We start from the raw sequence: 2,121 nt of genomic DNA, 5'->3' as shown, positions 1-2,121 counted from the left end.
GTTGCTGACTTATGTGCTGACGACCATCCTCGACACGCCGAAGCTGGTGCTGTCGCTCAATGTCGTCTTCCTGCTTCTGTATCTCGCCTCGACGCTGCTCACCTATTCGGCGATGCGCAAGCCGGCAAAGCCCGTATAGGGCTTTCTCATTTGTGCATGACTTCTGGACAAACGGAAATCGTTTGTCCGAGAAAACCGGTTTCCGCTTTTCGGGATGATCTAATCCAACCCAATCAGACGGCGGATGCGGCCGATATCGGTGCCGATGAAGGATTGCATGCCGATCGCCACCTGCTCCGGCGCCATGGCGGCAACGAAGCGGCGGAACTCGTCATCCGAAAGCGCTTCGCCGGTCCAGTGCACGCGGCAGAACTCTTCGGAACCGTGGAAGTGGCCGGCTCCGTCCAGCAGATCGTCGACATAGCGGCCGTAGATCATGCATTCGGAGAATTTGCGTGCCGAGCCGACGACCTCGACCCAGTTGCGACCATGGACCCTTTCGATCGCACCGCACATCGCCAGCACGGTGTCGCGCCGCCACGCGATCAGCGTCGAGATGTAGTCATGGTTCGACGTCCGGGACGGGTCGATGCCGAGTGCCGAGCCGGCGTTGCGCGACCAGATGCGATGCTCCTCATGACCTTCGTCCGCCAGCACACCGTCGCGGCGGAACAGGCGCACCTTGTCGTCGCGCCAGAAGGCGCCGCAGTCGAAAGGTTTCAGGAAGGCAACATCGGAATCGCAGAAGATGAGCACGTCTTGAGATGCATGCGCTGATATGGCGATGCGGCGCAACTGCTGCACATGCCAGCCGCGCAGCGGCTGGGTCTTCAGGCTGAGCCAGACGCGCCGGCGAAACAGGCTGAACGGATCGTCGAAGGCGTGCAGCCAGCGCGGCAGCAATTCCCGCTCGTCGACCACCGTGCGGCGGCCGGTTTCCAATTGGCGAAACAGGCCGACATCGCGATGCTCGACCAGGATGTAATGGTGCGCCGCGCCGGAAACATGGCGATCAAGTGTCTCGCACAGCAGGCGACAGCGCTCGAAATCGGGCGCATAGCTTGCCGTCACGATGGCCGCCGTCGGTGTCTGCCGAAGCGGGCTTGGCTCGACAGCGGCACCTGGCACGAACCTGCTGTTCATTTGGTATCTCCCGCGGCTTCGGGCGCAAGCGAGAATTTCTGCCTGACGACGCGCAGCAGGAACAGCGGGTTGCCGACCACATAGCGGCGCCACAGGCGGCCCGGCTCGACAGCCAACCGGAACAGCCATTCGAGCCGCAGCCGGCGCATCCACAAGGGCGCGCGGGGCACCGCGCCGCTCAGGAAATCAAGCAACGCGCCGACGGCGATCGGCAGCGTGCAATGGCGCGCGTCGATATGGCGTTCGATCCACAATTCCTGGCGCGGCACGCCCATGGCCACGAGCAGCACGTCGGGCCGAAGCGCGGCAATCCGGTCGACGATTTCCTGCTCCTGCGAAGGGGGGAAATAGCCGTCATGGATCACCACGAACCGGTGCTGCACGGCCAGTGCCGCCAGCTTGACCGACGCCGCTTCTGCGTTGACGCGCGTCGCGCCGAGCAGCCCGACGGTCAGCGGCGTCGTCGAGGCCTGCAGGAAGGCCGGGACGAAATCGGTACCATTGAGATTGTCGGGAAACGGCGCCCCGTAGAGGAGCCTCGCCGCCAGATCGATGCCGATGCCGTCGGGCAGGATGAGGAAATCATCGAGTGCTTCGGCGAACACCGGGTCGGTATAGGCGATGTTGGCATTGTGGGCGTTGAGGAAACTGACCTTGGTGAAGCGCCGCTCGGCAATCAGCCGGTTCAGCAGGGCGATGGCATCGTTCCAGCGGACCGCAACCACCGGGATGCCAAGAATCGTCTTCAGCGTGTCGAGCCCGAACGCGGCGCGGGCGGAATGCATGTTCATGCAAACGCCTCCTGCCTGAGAGGGGCGAGCTTTTCGAGGCCGAGCCGGATGGCAGCGTCGAGCGCCTTGACCTGCGAGCCCCGGAACGCGCTGCCGTCAACGTCGCGGATGTCGGCCGCCGCAGCCTCGAGCGCCCTGGCGAAGGCAACGGGATCGTCGGTGACGACGCAATTGGAAGGACGGTGGT

General features: G+C 63.9%; 2 protein-coding genes and 2 pseudogenes. 1 reads left to right on the top strand and 3 read right to left on the bottom strand.

Annotation, left to right across the window (positions count from 1 at the left end; translation table 11 throughout):
- Positions 1-139, top strand: a pseudogene (locus EN884_RS39920) (lipopolysaccharide biosynthesis protein); the annotation flags it as partial.
- An 80-nt stretch (positions 140-219) separates the two neighbouring features.
- Here the strand turns inward: EN884_RS39920 and EN884_RS34095 are convergent.
- The 3 genes and pseudogenes from EN884_RS34095 to EN884_RS34085 all read right to left on the bottom strand — a co-directional run.
- Complete coding sequence (locus EN884_RS34095; protein ID WP_063170061.1) at positions 220-1,143, bottom strand: DUF6492 family protein; 924 nt, start codon at positions 1,141-1,143, stop codon at positions 220-222.
- Entirely contained in the window at positions 1,140-1,934 is a 795-nt protein-coding gene (locus EN884_RS34090; protein WP_063170060.1) for a WecB/TagA/CpsF family glycosyltransferase, read from the bottom strand. Before EN884_RS34090 ends, EN884_RS34095 begins: the two co-directional genes overlap by 4 nt.
- Positions 1,931-2,121 (bottom strand): annotated as a pseudogene (locus EN884_RS34085) (glycosyl transferase); the annotation flags it as partial. The pseudogene EN884_RS34085 and the gene EN884_RS34090, both read right to left, overlap by 4 nt.

The sequence above is a fragment of the Mesorhizobium sp. M7A.F.Ca.AU.001.01.1.1 genome (genome assembly GCF_004022735.1).
GTDB lineage: Bacteria > Pseudomonadota > Alphaproteobacteria > Rhizobiales > Rhizobiaceae > Mesorhizobium > Mesorhizobium ciceri.
This window is presented reverse-complemented; position numbering and strand designations above follow the sequence as displayed.

What these genes read in the sequence shown, in the direction of transcription:
- EN884_RS34095 (WP_063170061.1), bottom strand. Translation starts at nt 1,143, where the DNA reads ATGAACAGCAGGTTCGTGCCAGGTGCCGCTGTCGAGCCAAGCCCGCTT.
- EN884_RS34090 (WP_063170060.1), bottom strand. Translation starts at nt 1,934, where the DNA reads ATGAACATGCATTCCGCCCGCGCCGCGTTCGGGCTCGACACGCTGAAG.